The organism is Pleomorphomonas diazotrophica (genome assembly GCF_002844595.1).
GTDB classification, from domain to species: domain Bacteria; phylum Pseudomonadota; class Alphaproteobacteria; order Rhizobiales; family Pleomorphomonadaceae; genus Pleomorphomonas; species Pleomorphomonas diazotrophica.
This window is the reverse complement of sequence record NZ_PJNW01000002.1, coordinates 607,185-623,181: the sequence shown is the minus strand read 5'-3', so window position 1 is coordinate 623,181 and position 15,997 is coordinate 607,185. Positions and strand designations below refer to the sequence as shown.

Below are 15,997 nucleotides of genomic sequence, written 5' to 3'. Positions count from 1 at the left end.
CTACGGGTAGCCCGAAATCGACGGAGACTTCGATCAACCTTCCGATCATGGGAGCGAAAATCCATGTCTTTGCCGATCGCACCAAGGCGCATCCAGTCGACCCTTCGCCGCTTTCTCAATGACGAGGCGTCGGGTGGTCTGGTCCTGATGGTCGTCGCCGCACTGGCCATCCTGACCGCCAACTCACCGATCGCGGAAACCTACTTTCACAGTCTCCACGTCTACATCGGTCCGCTCAGTGTCCAGCACTGGATCAACGACGCGCTGATGGCGCTGTTCTTCCTGCTCGTCGGGCTGGAGATCAAACGGGAAATGCTGGACGGCCAGCTTTCGAGCTGGAGCCGGCGCATCCTGCCAGGCGCGGCGGCAGCCGGCGGCATGCTGGTTCCCGCGTTCATCTACGGCGCCTTGAACTGGGGCAATCCATCGGCGTTGCGGGGTTGGGCCATTCCGACGGCAACGGACATCGCCTTCGCGCTCGGCGTGATCTCCCTGTTCGGTTCCCGGGTTCCGAGTTCACTCAAGATCTTTCTGGCGGCCCTCGCCATCATCGACGATCTTGGCGCCGTCATCGTCATCGCGCTGTTTTATACCAGCGATCTCAACACGATGGCCTTGGGAGGCGCCGCCGTCGTCCTCGCTGCGCTCTACGGACTGAACCGAACAAAAGTGATCGCGCTTTGGCCGTATCTGGCTCTGGGACTCATGCTGTGGGTGCTGGTGTTCATCTCCGGCGTCCACGCTACACTGGCCGGCGTCATGCTGGCGCTGATGATCCCGCTGAAGGTAACGCCCGGTGCCCCCGAAGCCTCCCATGAGGAGTCCCCTCTTCATCGCCTGGAGAACCTTCTTCACAAGCCGGTGGCCTTCGTCATCGTCCCGATATTCGGCTTCGCCAACGCGGGCGTTTCGCTCGCTGGAATTTCGCTGGACGTGTTCACCGAACCACTGACCATGGGCGTCGCGCTCGGTCTGCTCTTTGGAAAGCTGGTGGGCGTCGTAGGAACCATCGTCCTGCTGGTGAAGCTCGGTCTCGCTCACCTTCCGGCCAAGGCAAGCTGGGGCCAGATGACCGGGACCGCACTGCTCTGCGGTATCGGCTTCACGATGTCGCTGTTCATCGGGCTGCTGGCCTTCGACGACCCGGCCGTTCAGGACCACGTCAAGATCGGCATCCTCATGGGATCGGTCGCCTCCGGCATCGTCGGCGCCATTTGCCTCGCCGCTTTCGGACGACGCGAACGGCACCCCGACGTATAGTGCGGACGGAGCTGGCCGGCGCGAGTTCAGGTCCGCTGCCAAGCGCGGTTGTTTTGCTTCGGAGACCCGCGCTCCGCGCCGTTGGAGAGCGCCATGAATGAGATCGGCTGCAGAGTGGGGTCGGGCAAAGATGCCGAGGTCTTCGAGTATGGCGAGCGGGTCCTGAAGCTCTTCCGGTCCGGTGCATCGAAGGCAGCGGCCTTCAGGGAGGCCGCCAATCTCGCCCTTGTCGAGCGCCTCGACCTGCCAACGCCGCGGGTGCACTCGGTCGACGACCACGACGGTCGCTGGGGCTTGGTCATGGACCGCGCAAGTGGCCGAAGCTTCGCTGAGCAAATGGTGACAGACGCTCGCTCCAAATGCATTGAAGAGATGGCACGTCTGCATTGCCAGCTTCATCAGAAACCGGGCAGTGGCCTCCCTTCTCTCAAGACGAGGCTGTCGACTAACATCAGGAGAACCGACCATATCGAGCCGGTATCCCGCGACCGCCTTCTGCGCCAGCTCGACGCCCTGCCGGAGGGCGAAAGCCTGTGTCACGGCGATTTTCACCCATGGAATATCCACGGCACGGCCGATCAGGTCACCATTCTCGACTGGTTGGACGCCAGCTGCGGGCACCCGGCGGCGGATGTCTGCCGCAGCTATGTCCTCATACATGGTGTGGATGGAGCGCTCGCGACCGACTACGTCGATGCCTATTCTGGCCTGACCGGAACGGCTGTCGCCGACATCATGGCTTGGTTGCCGCCAACGGCCGCCGCCCGTCTGGCGGAGGGAGTTCCCGCCGAAACGGAAAGTCTGCGACGCCTCGCCGGCCTGAGCGCTCTCGACACCTAGGCGGTCGCAGCCCGCCAAACGCCAACGCCCGGATGGTTTCCCGTCCGGGCGCCGATCGAAGGCTAGGTGCGGCTGATGCCCGTTACTTCCGGCCGAGACCGGTGCTGCGCACGTTGTCGAGCAGCACGGCGAGCAGCAGGATAAGGCCGCGCACCAGGTATTGGTAGAAGGCCTGGATATTGAGGAGGTTCATGGCGTTCTCGGCAATGCCGAGGATCAGCACGCCGACGATGACGCCCGTCATTGCCGCCCGGCCGCCGGCCAGCGACACGCCGCCGAGCACGCAGGCCGAGATGGCCGAGAGTTCGAGTCCGGTCGCCGCGTTGGGCTGTCCTGACGTGATGCGCGAGGCGAGGAGAATGCCGGCGACCGCGCAGACGAGGCCCTGAATGGTGAAGATCCAGATGCGCATGCCGTCGACGTTGACGCCGGCGAGACGCGACGCCTCGGGATTGCCGCCGATGGCCAGCGTGTTGCGGCCGAACACCGACCGGTTGAGCACGAAGCCGAACACGCAGAACAGGATGAGCATGATCCAGATCGGCGTGGGAATGCCGAGGAAACGCGACAGCGCCAGCTGATAGAAGCCCGGATCGTTGATGCCGACCGCCCGGCCGTCCGACGAGATCAGGGCTAGGCCGCGGACAATCTGCATGGTGGCGAGCGTGGTGATCAGCGCGTTGATCTTGAGCTTGGCGATGATGGTGCCGTTGACGAAGCCGACGAAGGTGCCACAGGCGAGAGCCGCGATCAGGCCGACGACGATCGAGCCGGAGGCGTTGGAGGCCATCACCGCCACCATGCCGGTGAAGGCGACGATGGAACCGACGGACAGATCGAAATCGCGCGACGCCAGGCAGAACATCATCGTGCAGGCAACGATGCCGATGGTCACCACCGACTGGAACAGGCCGAGCATGTTCCGCTCGGTGAGGAAGCTCGGCACGAAGATCGAAACGGCCGCGAAGGCGATGACGAAGATGACGAGGAGGCCCTGCTCACCCAGCAGGAGACGTTTCAGGAAGGCCATCACGATGCTTTCTTGTTCGGCTCGCCAGCCGTCCGGTCCGGCAGGGCCGAGGCGAGAATGGCGTGTTCATTGAAATCGGCGCGTTCATAGCGGGCGGCGATCCGCCCCTCGCACATGACGACGATGCGATCGGAAATGCCCATCACCTCCGGCAGCTCGCTGGAGACGACGACGATGGCCAGCCCCTTTTCTGCAAGCTCGTAGAGCAGCTCGTAGATCTCGGCCTTGGCGCCCACGTCGATGCCGCGCGTCGGCTCGTCGACGATCAGCACCTTGACACCGCTCTCGGCCAGCCAGCGGGCGAGCAGCACCTTCTGCTGATTGCCGCCGGAGAGGTTGACGATGTCCTGCTTGGCCGAGGGCGTACGGATCCTCAGTTGCTTGATGAACTCGGCGGCCGTGTCGGCCTCGCGCTTCAGGCTCAGCACGCCAAAGGGCGAGAAGTGCCGGCGGGCGGAGATCACGATATTCTCGCCGACCGATAGCCCCTGGACGATGCCATCGAACTTGCGGTCCTCCGAACAGAGCACCAGACCTTCGCGGATGGAGCGACGCGGGTTGCTGCCTGCGCTTTCGCCGCCGTCTATGATCACCCTGCCGGAATGACGGGGATCGGCGCCGTAGACGAGGCGCATCAGCTCGGACCGGCCCGAACCGACCAGTCCGAAGAAGCCGACGATCTCGCCGGCCCTCGCTTCGAAGCCGATCGGGTGCGGCAGCTTCGATCCGGTGATGCCTTCCACCTTCAGCCGTACCTCACCGGCCGTCCGACCGCGCCAGCCCCAGATGTCGGAAATCTCACGGCCGACCATCTCGGCGACAAGGCTGTCGCGCGTCACGTCGGCCATCGATGGATGATGGGCGGCGAGCTTGCCGTCGCGTAGCACCGTGCAACCGTCGCAGAGGCGGAAGATCTCATCGAGACGATGCGAGATGTAGATGATCACCTTGCCGGCGGCGCGCAGCTCGCCGATGATCCTGAACAGAACCTCGCTCTCCTGCGACGACAACGACGATGTCGGCTCGTCGAGCGCGATGACGCGGGCGTCGAGCATGATCGCCTTGGCGATCTCGATCATCTGCCGCTCGCCGAGCGATAGCTTGGATACCTTGGTGTCCGCGTCGACCGTAAGGCCGATGTCCTTGAGGCGACGGTTCACCTCGGCCTTCAATGCACGGAAGTCGATGATGCCCGCCCGGTTGGGAAAACGGCCGAGCCTGAGGTTTTCCGCCACCGTGAGCTCGGGCACCAGCTGAAGCTCCTGATGCACTACGACCACGCCGGCCGCGAAAGCATCGCGGGTGGAGGAAAAGTGCTGAGCAGATCCGTCGATGGAAATCTCGCCGCTGTCGGCGGCCGTGTCGCCCGAGAGAATGCGAATGAGGGTGGACTTGCCGGCACCGTTCTCGCCGATCAGCCCGTGAACGGAGCCCTTCCCCACCCCGAAGGAGACATCCGACAGCGCCTTGACGCCCGGATAGGTCTTGGAAATGTGGGAGAAGCTCAGAAAGTCGGCCATGTCCTCGCGCCTTGCTGGGGAGCCGGCAACTTGCGTCGCCGGCTCCATTTCACGTGCTAGCGGTCTTAGTCTTATTCGATGCCAAGGTTCTTGCGGACTTCGACATAGGTGTCGCGCAGCGCAAGCTCACCGGCGGTCAGCGTCAGGGCCGGCGGCGCCTTGTCGTTGGCAACCCACTCATACATGTTGAGCGCGGTCTCGTAGCCGTGGCGCTTCGGCGAGATGATCACGGTGCCGAAGAAGCCGGTGGCGGCGGGCTTCTTGAACTCGTTGATCGCCGAATCCGCGCCGCCGATGCCGACGCCGATGAAGTTGTCCGGCGTGATGCCGACGGTCTCGGAGGCGCGAACGGCGCCGAGCACCGCCTCGTCGTTGAGGCCGAAGGCCACCCAATGCTTCACGTCGGCATGCTTGTTGAGCACCACCGTGGCGGCGTTGAGGGCAGCTTCGGTGTCGGTCTTGGCCTGCGGCGCGTCGAAGATGTTGGCTTCGGGGAAGCCGGCCGCCTTCAGCGAGGAGATGGCGCCTTCGACGCGGTCGACGGCAGTCGGGAGCTGGTCATAGGAGACGCGGATGGCGCCAACGCTGGCCATATCCCAGCCACGCTTCTTGATCTCGTCGGCGATGGCAGCACCCACGGCCTCACCGATCTTCAGCGCCGAGATACCCATATGGGGCACGGCCTCGATCGGCGAACCGTCGGCATTGACCAGGCGATCGTCGACCGTCATCAGCTTGAGGCCGTTGGCTTCCGCCTTGGCGACAATGCCCGGGCCGAGCTTGACGTCCGGGGTGCAGATGATGAAGCCCTGCGCGCCCTGAGCGCCCAGATTGTCGATTGCCGACTGCACCTTCTCGCCGTCCTCGGCGCCGATCTTCACGAGCGTGAAGCCTTTTTCCTTGGCGGCGATATCGGCGAACTTCCACTCGTCCTGGAACCAGGGCTCCTCCGGCTGCTTGACTACGAAGCCGATCTTGATATCGGCCGCATGGGCCGCGGCTGTCAGCGCGCCGATGGCGATGCCGACGGCAGCGAAGCTCTTCAGAATGCGAAGCATGGCGTTTCCTCCATTTTCTCTTCAACGATCGCTCGCCAACCCGGCGCGCCTTTCGCTACTCCAAGCGACCCTTCGGCGGAACCGGCGGAAGCCCCATCATGGACGATTCCTTGCCCCGCCAGCGCAGGCCAACTCGAACCTTCCGCAACTGCGGACGTGAGGCGGCCAGGCATGCGGAGGACCGAGGATGAAAGGGGCGATGATCGAGGCCGGATGTACCGACGATCCCGGATGAACCGGCCCAGGCCCTTTCCCAGATTACCGCGCGTCTCTCGTCCCGTCGTCCTGTCGGCCCCACGCTTCCTCCCGGCGGCCATCCCACCGCCGGCCGAACCGGTCGCGCCGCACCATTCGCCCTGCCAGCAGGGACGATTGTGTGCGACGGGAAAGAGCCTAGGTGGCGGATGTCCACGCGGGAATGGCTGCATCCATGAACTCCATGGACGAAACTCTTAAGGGACCGAGAGCTTCGACCTTTGTCGAACACTCCGTGACGGAAATCAAAGCCCGTCCCCGACCGCCACCGGACGAGGCGATGGCGGCAGCCAGCCTAAGCATTCGCCCGGAGGGCAATCCCGACAGGCGCCATTGACCCGGCAGGCGTGGCTGCATACCCTTTTTCTCGCGTGAGACTCCGCTGCGCCGGGGGCCCATCTTGACCGACCAAGCGACCGTTACCGTTGGTGTCATTGCCAAGGAGATCGGCGTCTCCGACACCAAGGTGAAGAAGGCCATCGAAACCTTGAAGATCGAGCCGGTCGGCAAGCGCGGAGTTTGCAAGCTCTATGCGCCGGACGTCATTGATGCCGTCAGGAACTCACTTGCCTGACTTCGGTCCGGCTGGCGTTGCATGAGGTCGCAACTTCTTGGCGCCTTCGATGCGGGCAACCGGCGTTTACTTGGACGAACGGCGGAAATGCTTGTCTTTTCGGTCAATCCCTAACCTGAGCGGACAATCCCCCATTGCGGAACACACACGGAACATGTTAACTCTGTTCGTGATTTGTACCGAATCGCGTTTCGGCGCAACCAGCGCGCCGGCCGACCAGCGGGGACCAGAAAATGCTCACGCGCAAACAGCTCGAACTCCTGATGTTCATTCATGAGCGTCTGAAGGAATCGGGCGTGCCGCCGTCCTTCGACGAAATGAAGGACGCGCTGGATCTCAAGTCGAAGTCGGGCATTCACCGTCTCATTACCGCGCTGGAAGAACGCGGCTTCATCCGCCGCCTGCCCAACCGGGCGCGGGCGTTGGAAGTCATCAAACTGCCGGAGACCATGCAGCCTGGCATCGGCCGCGCCCGCAAGGGCTTCGCGCCGGCAGTCATCGAAGGCGATGGCGGCCGCAAAGCACCGCCGGCCAGTCCTCCACCCTCTCTCGACAGCCGCGACACGGTGCCGGTGCCTGTTATGGGGCGGATCGCCGCCGGTGTGCCGATCGCGGCCATCCAGAACCAGTCGCATATCCTGCATGTGCCGATCGACCTCGTGGCCGGCGGCGAACATTACGCCCTTGAGGTGCGTGGCGACTCGATGATCGAGGCCGGCATCCTGGATGGGGACACGGTCGTCATCAAGAAGTCCGACACCGCCGACTCCGGCGATATCATCGTGGCGCTGGTGGACGACGAAGAGGCGACGCTGAAGCGTCTGCGGCGCAAGGGCGCCTCGGTGGCCCTCGAAGCTGCCAACCCGGCCTATGAGACACGCATCTTCGGGCCGGACCGCGTCCGCATTCAGGGCCGCCTCGTGGCGCTAATGCGCCGCTACTGACCGCCTAAGGCGCGCGGCAAGCGTCGTTCGGCGTCCTGCGAGAGATGGCGACCGGAGCCGACCCGGCAGGACGACGTTACCTAGGCTGGGGTGGGCTAGCTCGCTTGGGCAGTCAACCGGCTCTCCGGCGACGGATGCAGCAGCGACGTGTCCCCATAGGAATAGAAGCGGTAGCCGCTGGCAATCGCATGGGCGTAGGCGGCGCGCATGGTGTCGAGGCCGGAAAAGGCCGACACCAGCATGAACAGCGTCGACTTCGGCAGGTGGAAGTTGGTCATCAGGAGGTCGACGGCGCGGAAGCGGTAGCCCGGCGTGATGAAGATGTCGGTCGGACCTGCGAACGGCCGGACGAGGCCATCTTCGCCGGCAGCACTTTCCAGAAGGCGCAGCGACGTCGTTCCCACCGCCACCACCCTGCCCCCGCGAGCGCGAACGGTGTTGAGCGCCTCGGCGGTCTCCGATGAAACGGAACCGATCTCCGAATGCATCTTGTGGTCTTCGGTGTCGTCGACCTTCATGGGCAGGAAAGTGCCGGCGCCGACGTGCAGCGTCACAAAGTGCCGGTCGATGCCGCGTGCCTCAAGGCGACCGAAGAGCTCCGGCGTGAAGTGAAGCCCCGCCGTCGGCGCTGCAACGGCGCCACTCTCGCGCGCATAGACCGTCTGGTAGTCGGCCCGGTCGTGCTCGTCCTCGGGACGGCGCGCCGCGATATAGGGCGGCAGCGGAATATGGCCGACCGCCATCAGCGCCAGATCGAGGTCCGGTCCGGCGCGATCGAAGGCCAGGGTGATTTCGCCATCCTCACCTTTCTCGGTCACCACGGCGCCAAGCGGAGCCACGCTCGGATCGGCGCCGGCAAAAGCCACGCGGTCCCCCGCGCGCAGCTTACGAGCGCCTTTGACGAAAGCCCGCCAGCGATCCGGAGCCTCACGCATGTGCAGCGTGGCCGAGAAGCGGGCCGGCTCGGCGCCCTCCCGGTCGCGCCGCCCTTCGAGGTGGGCGGGAATGACCTTGGTATCGTTGAACACCAGCGCGTCGCCCGGCCGCAGGAGATCGGCGAGATCGCGCGCATGCCGGTCCTCTAAGGGCTCGCCCGGCCGCACCACCAGCAGGCGCGATGCATCGCGTGGAACGGCGGGACGCAGGGCAATTCGGTCGGACGGCAGATCGAAATCGAAGGCTGAAACTTGCATGCTCCTGCATAGGCACGGTCGCGGCGAAAGGCAACGGTCACGGGCGGAAGCAGCGCCAAGCCCCATCGCAGATGGCAGTGATGATGACCATGCAACCGTCTCGTCGCTTTCATCGTTGCTCACCAACTGCCCGGAATGCAGCCCTGCCCGTCCGCGCACGCGGGGCTGAAAGGATATCCGCCTAAAAAAGGCCCCTTTTGGATAACTGCGACTAGCGCCGGCTTGGTTCATCGGCTAAACCGCGTGCCGAAAAGTCCAGAAAACAAGGACCAACCATGCTCGAGTGGTTCCGCAAGCTCCTTCCGCACGAAGAGCAGTTCTTCGACCTGTTCGCCCAGCACTCCGAAACCGTCGTCAGCGCCGCCCATTCGCTGAACGCCCTACTGTCCGGCGATGATCGCGATGCTCGCATCGCCGAAATCGTCGCGCTCGAAGACAAGGCCGATGGCATTACCCGTGAGGTTCTGCTGGCAGTCCGGCGGAGCTTCATCACCCCCTTCGACCGCAACGACATCAAGGATCTCATCCAGTCGATGGACGACACCATCGACACCATGCATCGCGTGGTGAAGACCATCCTGTTGTTCGAGCAGCATGCCTTCGACCCCGGCATGCGTGACATGGGGCTCGATATCGTCCAAGCGTCCAAGCTGGTCGCCGAGGCGATCCCGCTGCTGAAAAGCGTCGGGACCAACGCCCCCCGCCTGACCGCCTTGTCGGAAGAGGTGACGCGGGTCGAGGGGCACTCCGACTTCCTGCACGAGAATGGTCTCAAGGATCTCTACCGACGCCATGGAACCGGCAATGCCATGGGTTACATCATCGGCAGCCAGATCTACGGTGAGCTCGAGAAGGTGCTCGACCGCTTCGAGGATGTCGCCAAGGAGATCAGCGGCATCGTGATCGAGAACGTCTGATGGAGACGCTCGCCTTTCCGCTGCTGGCCGGCCTGATCGGCATCGCGCTGCTGTTCGACTTCCTGAACGGACTGCACGATGCCGCCAATTCCATCGCCACCATCGTGTCGACCAGGGTGCTCAGACCGCAATATGCGGTGTTCTGGGCCGCGTTCTTCAACTTCATCGCGTTTCTGTTCTTCGGCCTGCATGTGGCGACGACGCTCGGCAAGGGCATCATCGACCCGTCGATCGTCACGCCCCACGTGGTCTTTGCCGCCCTGATCGGCGCCATCACCTGGAATGTGGTCACCTGGCTTGCCGGCATTCCCTCGTCCTCCTCGCACGCCCTCGTCGGCGGCCTGGTCGGCGCCGGACTTGCCAAGACCGGCTTCAGCTCCATCGTCTGGTCGGGCCTTCTCAAGACGGCGGGCGCCATCTTCCTGTCTCCGGCCTTCGGCTTCTTCCTGGCCCTGATGCTGGTGCTCGCGGTGTCATGGACCTTCGTGAAGCGCACGCCATATGCCGTCGACAAGACCTTCCGGCATCTGCAGTTCGTCTCCGCATCGCTCTACTCGCTGGGCCATGGCGGCAACGACGCGCAGAAGACCATGGGCATCATCGCCGTGCTGCTCTACTCGCAAGGCTATCTCGGCGGCGAGTTCCACGTGCCCTTCTGGGTGGTGATCGCCTGCCAGTCGGCCATGGCGCTCGGCACGCTAATGGGAGGCTGGCGCATCGTCCATACCATGGGCTCCAAGATAACCCGCCTCAACCCGATGCAGGGCTTCTGTGCCGAGACCGGTGGCGCCATCACCCTGTTCATCGCCACGCACTTCGGCATACCCGTGTCGACCACCCATACGATTACCGGCGCCATCGTCGGCGTCGGTGCCGCGCGGCGCGTGTCGGCCGTGCGCTGGGGCATTGCCGGCAACATCGTCATCGCCTGGATCATCACGCTGCCGGCCGGCGCGGCCATCGCCGCCTGTTCCTACTGGCTGGTCGACCTGTTCGTCTGACGGAAGGCATCCCAACACGAAAAGGCCCGCGTCGGCATGCCGGCGCGGGCCTTTTATTCAGGCAGCGAAACGGCGATCAGGCCGCGTCGGCCGCCACCACAACGGAGATAATCTTGTCGGGATCGCGCACCGGCTCGCCGCGCTTGATCTTGTCGACGTTCTCCATGCCCTCGATGACCTTGCCCCAGACCGTGTACTGCTTGTCCAGGAAGCGGGCGTCATCGAAGCAGATGAAGAACTGCGAGTTGGCCGAATTGGGGTTCATGGCGCGAGCCATCGACACCGTGCCGCGCACATGCGGTTCGGCGTTGAACTCCTGCTTCAGATCGGGGTAGCTCGAGCCGCCGGTACCCGTGCCATGCGGACAACCGGTCTGGGCCATGAAGCCGTCAATCACCCGGTGGAAGACGATGCCGTCGTAGAACTTCTCGCGCACCAGCTTCTTGATGTGAGCCACGTGGTTGGGGGCAAGGTCAGGCCGCATCTCGATGACGACGGTGCCCTTGCTGGTTTCCATGACGAGCGTGTTCTCGGGATCCTTGATATCGGCCACGCGGGCCTCCTTTCGGGTCTGGTTGCCGGCAGTGCTCTTATCACGGCCGGCCGGGAAGTTCGATCGGTCAGTTCGGATCGGATGCGAGGCGCGCCTTGACGATCTTGTCCGGATTGGCCGGCGGCTCGCCGCGGTTGATCTTGTCGACCACGTCCATGCCGTCCGTCACCTGCCCCCAGACGGTATACTGGCCGTCGAGGAAGCTGCCGTCGTCGAACATGATGAAGAACTGCGAGTTGGCGCTGTCGGGATCCTGGGCGCGCGCCATGCCGACGGCTCCACGCCCGAAATGCGCCTTGGAGAACTCGGCCGGAATGTCGGGCAGGTCGGAACCGCCCATGCCTGTGCCGGTGGGATCGCCGGTCTGGGCCATGAAGCCCTCGATCACCCGGTGGAAGATGATGCCGTCGTAGAAGTGCTTGCCGACCAGTGTCTTGATCTGAGCGACATGCTTGGGCGCGAGGTCGGGTCGGAGTTCGATGGTCACCTTGCCCTTGCTGGTCTCGAGAATCAGCGTGTTGTCGGGCGAGGCGGCGTTAGCTCCGCTCGCCAGCATGATGCCGGTGGCGGCGAGCGCCGCGAGAAAGGTCCTGCGGATCACAGCGATCTCCCTGTTTTGCTGTTTGTCTTGTTGTGGAGGCCGTTCAGTCGGCCGGATAGCGGGCGCGGAGTTTCTCCGCCACCTGCGGCGGAACAAAGGCGGCGACGTCGCCACCCAGTCGGGCGATCTGCTTGACGAGACTCGATGCCACGTGGCGCACGCCCGAAGAGGCCCCGAAGTAAATCGTGTCGATCTCCGGCGCCATGGCGGCGTTCATGCCTGCCATGCCCACCTCGACGTCGAGATCGGAGCTGTTGCGAATACCGCGCACGATCACCCGTGCCTCATGCCGGCGCGCAATGTCGACAACAAGACAGGTGAAGGTGACGACCTCAATCGAGCCACCTGTCCGCTCCGCAACCGGGCCTACCAGCTCGCGCAACATGGCCTCGCGCTCGTGGGCATCGAACTCGCTCTTCTTGTCGTGATGGACGCCGATGGCCACCACAAGCCTGTCGAACAGACGCGAAGCGCGCTCGATAACGTCGAGATGGCCATAGGTGACCGGATCGAAGGAGCCGGCATAAAGGGCTGTCGTCATGGCCATCTGAATAGCCGTTTCGCCGGCGGTTAACAACTCCGACGCGCCTGCCGGAATGATCGCCCGACGACAGCCCGCGTCCCCTAGGCTTTTGGTCGCGTTTACCGCTCGTTAAGCATTAACCCCGATGCGTCTAATCGTCCGGATCACGTTAACTGCCGCGTAACGATCCCAACCCGAAACTCAACATCCACAGTAGGTCTCGCATCGGAAGGCGGACTGGCATGACGCAGCATCGTGTATCGCGTTTGAGAAAGATGGCCCTTGTCATGGCCGGGCTTTCCGCTGCCGTTCTGTCGATCGGCGCGACGGAGCCCATCTACCCAGAAGTCAGCCGGGGCGACCAAGTCTCGGATATCGGTCACTGCGCCGTCGAAACGGTTGACGGCTTGAAGGTCTGCGCCAGGGAGGCGCACAGCAGCACCGGCGTCACGGTCATCACCGTGGCGGCCGGCCTGACCGTCGTTGAGTGAAGACCAGGGCATCATTCGACCGGAGTGAAACGAGGATCGATAAGATGATGCTTAACAAACAAGAGCTTAGAGCGCCGATCTGATTCTATCAGATCGAGCAGCGCTCTAGGCTGGGCTCTCACAAGCCTCTGTGAAAATGCGGCAAGGGCGCAAGACGTTGGCCACCGTCTTGCGCCCTGACTTTTTTACGATGTGACGACGCCGAAATCACTCCTCGGCGTCGTTCTCCTCGCCGATGTCGGAGATGTGCTCGACCGACACCACCTTCTCGCCCTCAGCCGTATTGAAGATACGAACACCCTTCGACGCACGGGACACGATGCGGATCTGACCAACCGGCACGCGGATCAGCTGACCACCGTCGGACACCAGCATGATCTGGTCCGTCGGCTCCACCGGGAAGGCGGCGATCAGCTTGCCGATCTCGTCGAGCTTTGACTGATCGGTCGCCTTGATGCCCTTGCCGCCACGGCCGGAAATACGGAACTCGTAGGAGGACGAGCGCTTGCCGTAGCCCTGCTCATTGACCGTCAGCAAGAACTGCTGGGCCAGCATCATCTCGGCGTAGCGATCGGGAGACAGAGCGTCGATGCCGTTGCCCTCCTCCTCGGCCTCGTCGACGGCCACCTCTTCCACATCCGTTTCTTCTTCGCCGGCTACCCGCTGCTCGGCCGCCCACTGCTTCTGGAAGGCGGTACGTTCGGCCGGGCTGGCGTCGAAATGGCGGAGAATGGTCATGGAAATTAGTTCGTCGCCGTCGGCGAGCGAGATGCCACGCACGCCAGTGGAATCGCGTCCCTTGAAGACGCGCACATCGCCCACCGGGAACCGGATGCACTGGCCGAGCGCCGACACCAGCAGGAAGTCGTCGTCCTCGGTACAGGTCTCGACACCGACGATGCCATCGGCCTCGTCGTCGAACTTCATGGCGATCTTGCCGTTGCGGTTGACCTGCGTGAAGTCGCTGAGCTTATTGCGACGGACGGTGCCGAGACGGGTGGCGAACACCACGTCGAGGTCCGACCAGCTCCGCTCGTCCTCGGGCAGCGCCAGAATGGAGGTGATGCGCTCGCCATCCTGAAGCGGCAAGATGTTCTTGATGAACTTGCCACGCGACTGCGGCGTGCCGAGCGGCAGGCGCCAGACCTTCAGCTTGTAGGCGATGCCGCGCGAGGAGAAGAATAGCACCGGCGCGTGCGTCGAGGCGATGAACAGGCGGGTGACGAAGTCTTCCTCCTTCGTCGCCATGCCGGAACGACCCTTGCCGCCACGGTTCTGCGCCCGATACTGCGACAGCGGCACCCGCTTGATGTAGCCTTCGTGGGAAACGGTGACCACCATGTCCTCGCGGGCGATGAGGTCTTCGTCCTCCATGTCAGCGTCGGACTCGACGATCTCGGTCCGGCGCGGCGTGGCGTAGGCCGTCTTGATCTCGATGAGCTCGTTGCGGATGATCTCCAGCACCCGGTCGCGCGAGGCGAGGATCTCGAGATAGCCCTTGATCTCCTCGGCGAGCTGGTTGAGCTCGTCGGAAATCTCGTCCCGGCCTAGCGCGGTGAGGCGCTGCAGGCGCAGATCGAGGATGGCGCGCGCCTGCTCTTCCGACAGATTGTAGGTGCCGTCGTCGTTCACCTCGTGGCGCGGATCGTCGATGAGGCGGATCAACGCCTCGACATCGGCGGCCGGCCAGCGGCGGGTCATCAGCTGTTCGCGAGCGGCGCTCGGATCGGGCGCGTTGCGGATGACCGCGATCACCTCGTCGATGTTGGCGACCGCGATGGCAAGACCGACCAAGACATGCGCCCGATCGCGCGCCTTGCCGAGCAGGAAGCGCGTACGCCGGGTCACCACCGTCTCTCGGAAGGCGATGAAGGCGGAAAGCACGTCCTTGAGATTCATCAGCTGCGGACGGCCGCCGTTCAGCGCCACCATGTTGACGCCGAAGGACGTCTGCAGCTGGGAGAAGCGGTAGAGCTGGTTGAGCACCACGTCGGCGACGGCGTCGCGCTTCAGCTCGATGACGACGCGGATGCCGTCGCGCGAGCTTTCGTCGCGGAGATCGGCGATGCCCTCGACGCGCTTCTCGCGCACCAGTTCGGCGATCTTCTCCACCATCACCGACTTGTTCACCTGGTAGGGAATCTCGGTGACGATAAGCGCTTCGCGATCCTTACGGATCTGCTCGATGGCGACACGGCTGCGCATGACGACGGAACCGCGACCGGTCATGAAGGCCTGGCGGATGCCGGAGCGGCCAAGAATCATGGCGCCGGTCGGGAAGTCCGGTCCCGGCAACACCTCCATCAGCTCTTCGATGTCGGCGTCCGGATTGTCCATCAGGCGAATGGTGGCGTCGACCACCTCGCCGAGATTGTGCGACGGAATGTTGGTGGCCATGCCCACGGCGATGCCGCCGGAACCGTTGACCAACAGGTTGGGGAAGCGCGCCGGCAGCACCGACGGTTCCCGCTCCGATCCATCGTAGTTGGGGTTGAAGTCGACCGTATCCTTGTCGAGATCGTCGGTCAGCGCCTGCGCCACCTTTTCGAGGCGGACCTCGGTGTAGCGCATGGCCGCGGCGCTATCGCCGTCGATGGAGCCGAAGTTGCCCTGCCCGTCGACCAGCGGCAGCCGCATCGAGAAGGGCTGGGCCATGCGCACCAGGGCGTCGTAGATCGAACTGTCGCCATGCGGATGGTATTTACCGATGACGTCACCGACCACGCGGGCCGACTTGCGATAGGGCTTGTTCCAGTCGTAGCCGTTCTCGCTCATCGAGTAGAGGATGCGGCGATGCACCGGCTTCAAGCCGTCGCGCACGTCCGGCAAGGCGCGAGACACGATCACGCTCATGGCGTAATCGAGATAACTGCGCTTCATTTCCTCGATGAGCGACACCGGCTTGATGTCGGTCGGCTCGGAGCCGTCGGGTGTCTTCGTCTCTTCAGCCAATGGCTTCAACTTCCTGAACTACTCCGCCACATGGCCGAATGACCTCAAGGCGGCGGGATTGTCTTTGCGATTTTACCGTCCGGCGGGACAACACATCGTCCTTCTCGGCCGGGGCTTCCGGATATGCTTCGTTCTAGCCGATTCTGGCAGCGGAGGCCATGGCGAGCAGCCCCCGTCAACAGCCATCGTCTCGAGCAAATTTACCTTTTCACATCAACAGATTATTCGGGCTTTTTGGTGGCCGGGAACGGCCCAAGAAGAGCCTCGTCTGTTCTTTGCTCCCCT

General features: G+C 63.6%; 15 protein-coding genes. 7 read left to right on the top strand and 8 right to left on the bottom strand.

The features are described from left to right. Positions 1-63 precede the first annotated feature (63 nt). Both nhaA and CXZ10_RS03795 read left to right on the top strand, forming a co-directional pair. On the top strand, positions 64-1,260 hold the full coding sequence (gene nhaA, locus CXZ10_RS03800; protein WP_101287594.1) for a Na+/H+ antiporter NhaA: 1,197 nt from the start codon (positions 64-66) through the stop codon (positions 1,258-1,260). A gap of 93 nt (positions 1,261-1,353) precedes the next feature. Next, on the top strand, positions 1,354-2,100 hold the full coding sequence (locus CXZ10_RS03795) for a phosphotransferase family protein (RefSeq protein ID WP_101287593.1): 747 nt from the start codon (positions 1,354-1,356) through the stop codon (positions 2,098-2,100). Positions 2,101-2,182: 82 nt separating this feature from the next. Here the strand turns inward: CXZ10_RS03795 and araH are convergent, their stop codons facing one another. From araH to CXZ10_RS03780, 3 genes are all read right to left on the bottom strand, one after another. Continuing rightward, a complete protein-coding gene (gene araH / locus CXZ10_RS03790) occupies positions 2,183-3,130 on the bottom strand; it encodes an L-arabinose ABC transporter permease AraH (protein ID WP_101287592.1) in 948 nt (315 codons plus the stop codon). After that, positions 3,130-4,650, bottom strand: coding sequence for an L-arabinose ABC transporter ATP-binding protein AraG (gene araG, locus CXZ10_RS03785; protein ID WP_101287591.1), 1,521 nt, complete (start codon positions 4,648-4,650; stop codon positions 3,130-3,132). The genes araH and araG overlap by 1 nt, the downstream gene beginning before the upstream one ends. Positions 4,651-4,721: 71 nt before the next feature. Continuing rightward, positions 4,722-5,708, bottom strand: a complete 987-nt coding sequence (locus tag CXZ10_RS03780; RefSeq protein ID WP_101287590.1) for an arabinose ABC transporter substrate-binding protein — start codon at positions 5,706-5,708, stop codon at positions 4,722-4,724. 655 nt (positions 5,709-6,363) lie between these two features. Between CXZ10_RS03780 and CXZ10_RS21450 the strand changes: the two genes are divergently transcribed. Both CXZ10_RS21450 and lexA read left to right on the top strand, forming a co-directional pair. Continuing rightward, entirely contained in the window at positions 6,364-6,537 is a 174-nt protein-coding gene (locus CXZ10_RS21450; RefSeq protein ID WP_180335847.1) for a hypothetical protein, read from the top strand. 233 nt (positions 6,538-6,770) lie between these two features. Then, entirely contained in the window at positions 6,771-7,481 is a 711-nt protein-coding gene (lexA, locus tag CXZ10_RS03775) for a transcriptional repressor LexA (RefSeq protein WP_101287589.1), read from the top strand. A 95-nt stretch (positions 7,482-7,576) separates the two neighbouring features. Here the strand turns inward: lexA and queA are convergent, their stop codons facing one another. Then, positions 7,577-8,674, bottom strand: a complete 1,098-nt coding sequence (gene queA, locus CXZ10_RS03770) for a tRNA preQ1(34) S-adenosylmethionine ribosyltransferase-isomerase QueA (RefSeq protein WP_101287588.1) — start codon at positions 8,672-8,674, stop codon at positions 7,577-7,579. Positions 8,675-8,949: 275 nt separating this feature from the next. Between queA and CXZ10_RS03765 the strand changes: the two genes are divergently transcribed. Together CXZ10_RS03765 and CXZ10_RS03760 are read left to right on the top strand one after the other, a co-directional pair. Next, positions 8,950-9,591: a DUF47 domain-containing protein gene (locus tag CXZ10_RS03765; RefSeq protein WP_101287587.1), complete on the top strand. Its 642-nt coding sequence runs from the start codon at positions 8,950-8,952 to the stop codon at positions 9,589-9,591. Next, the gene (locus CXZ10_RS03760; RefSeq protein WP_180335846.1) at positions 9,591-10,592 is read left to right on the top strand and encodes an inorganic phosphate transporter; all 1,002 of its coding nucleotides are present in this window, start codon (positions 9,591-9,593) and stop codon (positions 10,590-10,592) included. Before CXZ10_RS03765 ends, CXZ10_RS03760 begins: the two co-directional genes overlap by 1 nt. Before the next feature lie 76 nt (positions 10,593-10,668). Here the strand turns inward: CXZ10_RS03760 and CXZ10_RS03755 are convergent, their stop codons facing one another. From CXZ10_RS03755 to coaD, 3 genes are all read right to left on the bottom strand, one after another. Then, a complete protein-coding gene (locus CXZ10_RS03755; RefSeq protein ID WP_101288349.1) occupies positions 10,669-11,136 on the bottom strand; it encodes a peptidylprolyl isomerase in 468 nt (155 codons plus the stop codon). Between the two features lie 76 nt (positions 11,137-11,212). Beyond that, entirely contained in the window at positions 11,213-11,752 is a 540-nt protein-coding gene (locus tag CXZ10_RS03750; protein ID WP_483247345.1) for a peptidylprolyl isomerase, read from the bottom strand. Between the two features lie 37 nt (positions 11,753-11,789). Continuing rightward, complete coding sequence (gene coaD / locus CXZ10_RS03745; protein ID WP_425298908.1) at positions 11,790-12,293, bottom strand: pantetheine-phosphate adenylyltransferase; 504 nt, start codon at positions 12,291-12,293, stop codon at positions 11,790-11,792. Between the two features lie 218 nt (positions 12,294-12,511). Here coaD and CXZ10_RS03740 point away from each other — a divergent pair, with 218 nt between their 5' ends. Then, positions 12,512-12,760 carry a hypothetical protein gene (locus CXZ10_RS03740; RefSeq protein ID WP_143741468.1) on the top strand — a complete coding sequence of 83 codons (249 nt, stop codon included), beginning with the start codon at positions 12,512-12,514 and terminating at the stop codon, positions 12,758-12,760. 207 nt (positions 12,761-12,967) lie between these two features. Here CXZ10_RS03740 and gyrA read toward each other — a convergent pair whose 3' ends face one another. After that, positions 12,968-15,640: a DNA gyrase subunit A gene (gene gyrA, locus CXZ10_RS03735; protein ID WP_101288346.1), complete on the bottom strand. Its 2,673-nt coding sequence runs from the start codon at positions 15,638-15,640 to the stop codon at positions 12,968-12,970. Positions 15,641-15,997: the final 357 nt, after the last annotated feature.

Coding starts and splice junctions, on each gene's coding strand:
- nhaA (WP_101287594.1), top strand. CDS start 64: ATGTCTTTGCCGATCGCACCAAGGCGCATCCAGTCGACCCTTCGCCGC.
- CXZ10_RS03795 (WP_101287593.1), top strand. CDS start 1,354: ATGAATGAGATCGGCTGCAGAGTGGGGTCGGGCAAAGATGCCGAGGTC.
- araH (WP_101287592.1), bottom strand. CDS start 3,130: ATGGCCTTCCTGAAACGTCTCCTGCTGGGTGAGCAGGGCCTCCTCGTC.
- araG (WP_101287591.1), bottom strand. CDS start 4,650: ATGGCCGACTTTCTGAGCTTCTCCCACATTTCCAAGACCTATCCGGGC.
- CXZ10_RS03780 (WP_101287590.1), bottom strand. CDS start 5,708: ATGCTTCGCATTCTGAAGAGCTTCGCTGCCGTCGGCATCGCCATCGGC.
- lexA (WP_101287589.1), top strand. CDS start 6,771: ATGCTCACGCGCAAACAGCTCGAACTCCTGATGTTCATTCATGAGCGT.
- queA (WP_101287588.1), bottom strand. CDS start 8,674: ATGCAAGTTTCAGCCTTCGATTTCGATCTGCCGTCCGACCGAATTGCC.
- CXZ10_RS03765 (WP_101287587.1), top strand. CDS start 8,950: ATGCTCGAGTGGTTCCGCAAGCTCCTTCCGCACGAAGAGCAGTTCTTC.
- CXZ10_RS03760 (WP_180335846.1), top strand. CDS start 9,591: ATGGAGACGCTCGCCTTTCCGCTGCTGGCCGGCCTGATCGGCATCGCG.
- coaD (WP_425298908.1), bottom strand. CDS start 12,293: ATGGCCATGACGACAGCCCTTTATGCCGGCTCCTTCGATCCGGTCACC.
- CXZ10_RS03740 (WP_143741468.1), top strand. CDS start 12,512: ATGACGCAGCATCGTGTATCGCGTTTGAGAAAGATGGCCCTTGTCATG.
- gyrA (WP_101288346.1), bottom strand. CDS start 15,640: ATGAAGCGCAGTTATCTCGATTACGCCATGAGCGTGATCGTGTCTCGC.